Source organism: Phenylobacterium sp., assembly GCF_024508875.1.
GTDB lineage: Bacteria > Pseudomonadota > Alphaproteobacteria > Caulobacterales > Caulobacteraceae > Phenylobacterium.
This window is the reverse complement of record NZ_JANINU010000279.1, coordinates 1-2451: the sequence shown is the minus strand read 5'-3', so window position 1 is coordinate 2451 and position 2451 is coordinate 1. Positions and strand designations below refer to the sequence as shown.

The window sequence follows — 2451 nt, the reverse complement described above, 5'->3', positions numbered from 1 at the left end:
CGGCGGCGCCTTCGCCCACGTGATCGGCTACGTGGCGAAGGTGAACAAGGAGGACATCGAGAAGGTCGCCAACCCCGACCCGATCATGCTCCACCCCGGCTTCCGGATCGGCAAGCAGGGCGTCGAGAAGGCGCTGGACGAGGCGCTGCGCGGCCGGGCCGGCGCTCGCAAGGTCGAGGTGGACGCCAACGGCCGCGAAGTGGGCCACGACCCGGACGGCGACATCCCCGCCGTCCCCGGCCACGAGGTGCAGCTCACCCTGGACGTCGACATCCAGAACCGCGCGCTGGAGGTGTTCGGGGAGGAGAGCGGCGGGGCGGTGATGATGGACTGCCGTTCGGGCGACATCCTCTGCATGACCTCGGCGCCCTCGTTCGACGCTAACCGGTTCGTGCGCGGGCTGACCGGCGCCGAATACCGGATGCTCGCCGGCTACGAACGCAAGCCGTTGCTCGACAAGTGCCTGTCCGGTCTCTACCCACCCGGCTCGACGTTCAAGACGATGACGGCGCTGGCGATCCTGATGGCCGGGATCAGCCCCGAGGATCGCGTGAGCTGCGGCGGGGGCATGAACTTCGGCGGCCGCTACTTCCACTGCCACAAGCGCGGGGGGCATGGGTCGCAGAACCTCAACGACGCGATCAAGAACAGTTGCGACACCTACTTCTATTCCATGTCGCTGCGGGTCGGGCCTGACCGGATCGCCCAGGCGGCGCGCGCCTTCGGCCTGGGCCAGACGTTCGACATCGGCATCCCCGGCCAGAAGAAGGGCATCGTTCCCGACCCGGCCTGGAAGAAGCGCTACTTCAAGAAGAACGAGGCGATGCAGCCGTGGTGGCCGGGCGAGAACCTCTCGTACGCCATCGGCCAGGGCTATCTTCAGGTGAACGCCCTGCAGCTCGCGGTGATGACGGCGCGGCTGGCCAACAGCGAGTACAAGGCGCTGAACCCGCGGCTCATCAAGTCGATCGGCGGCAAGGAGCTGCCGCGCGGCTCGGACGCGCCGGACCTGCCGTTCCCGCGCGAGCACATCGACCGCGTGCGGGCGGGCATGGCGGCGGTGACCGACGTCGGCGGCACCGGATACCGGGCCAGCCAGCTCGGGCTGGGCGACATCCTGATGGCCGGCAAGACCGGCACGGCGCAGGTGCGCAACTACGACAGCGGCGGCTCGCGCGGGAAGGGCGGCGCCTGGGGACTGCGCGACCACGGCCTCTTTGTCGCATTCGCACCGATCGACGCGCCGCGGTATGCCCTGGCGGTGATCGTGCAGCACGGCATGGGCGGATCGACGGCGGCGGCCCCGAGGGCGCGCGAGATCATGCGCACGGCGCTGCTGAAGGATCCCGAGCTCATCTCCCGCATCCAGAAGCCCTTGCCGATGCCGGAGATCACACCGGACACCGAGCTCGACACCGTGCCGGCGGTGTCGAACGTCGAGCGCACCGCCTGAGGCCCCGGCGATGACCCAGCCCGCCATCTTCTTCGAGGAGGTCAACGAGCGTCAGGGGGTGTTCCACCGTCGCACGATCATCCTGGGCGCGTTCGCCGGCCTGGGGATCGGGGCGCTGGGCGCGCGCCTGGCTTACCTCCAGCTCTTCGAGACCCAGCGCTACGAGAAGCTGGCGACGTCGAACCAGTTCAACTTCAAGCTCCTGCCGGCGCCGCGCGGTCTGATCGTGGATCGCAACGGGGCGATCCTGGCCGCCAACCGGCCGAATTTCCGGCTGATGGTCGCCCGCGACAAGGGGATGGACCCCGAGAGCACGCTGAAGACGCTGGCCGAGTTCGTGCCCCTGGACGAGGCGCGCCAGCGCCGCCTGCTGAAGGACATCAACAGCGCGCCGAAGCGGGCGCCCGTCCAGGTCATGGAAGACATGAGCTGGGAACAGTTCAGCGCGATCAGCGTGCGCGAGCCCGAACTGCCGGGCGTCACCGCCGACATGGGCGAGGTGCGGGTCTATCCGCACGGCGGCGCCTTCGCCCACGTGATCGGCTACGTGGCGAAGGTGAACAAGGAGGACGTGGACAAGGCCGGGCCGAACCCCGACCCGATCATGCTCCACCCCAGCTTCCGGATCGGCAAGCAGGGCGTCGAGAAGGCCTTCGACATGGACCTGCGGGGCCGGGCCGGCGCCAAGAAGGTCGAGGTGGACGCCAACGGGCGCGAGGTGCGCGAGGATTCCGACGGCGACATCCCGGCGGTGCCGGGCAAGACCATCGAGCTGACCCTCGACAGCGACGTGCAGCTCCGCGCCGAGGAGGTGTTCGGGGCCGAGAGCGGCGCGGCCGTCGTCATGGACGTGCGCAACGGCGACCTGCTGTGCCTGTTCTCGGGACCGAGCTTCGACGCCAACCGGTTCGTCCGGGGTCTGACCGGCGTGGAGTACCGCGCGCTGGCGCAGTACGACCACAAGCCGCTGTTCAACAAGGCGCTGACGGCGACCTATC

General features: G+C 69.2%; 1 protein-coding gene and 1 pseudogene. Both read left to right on the top strand.

Translation table 11 applies throughout. The features are described from left to right. The coding region (gene mrdA, locus Q0L11_RS18865; RefSeq protein ID WP_296599287.1) for a penicillin-binding protein 2 at nucleotides 1-1453 on the top strand (1453 nt) is incomplete at its 5' end. Nucleotides 1454-1463: 10 nt separating this feature from the next. After that, nucleotides 1464-2451 (top strand): annotated as a pseudogene (locus tag Q0L11_RS18860) (penicillin-binding protein 2); the annotation flags it as partial.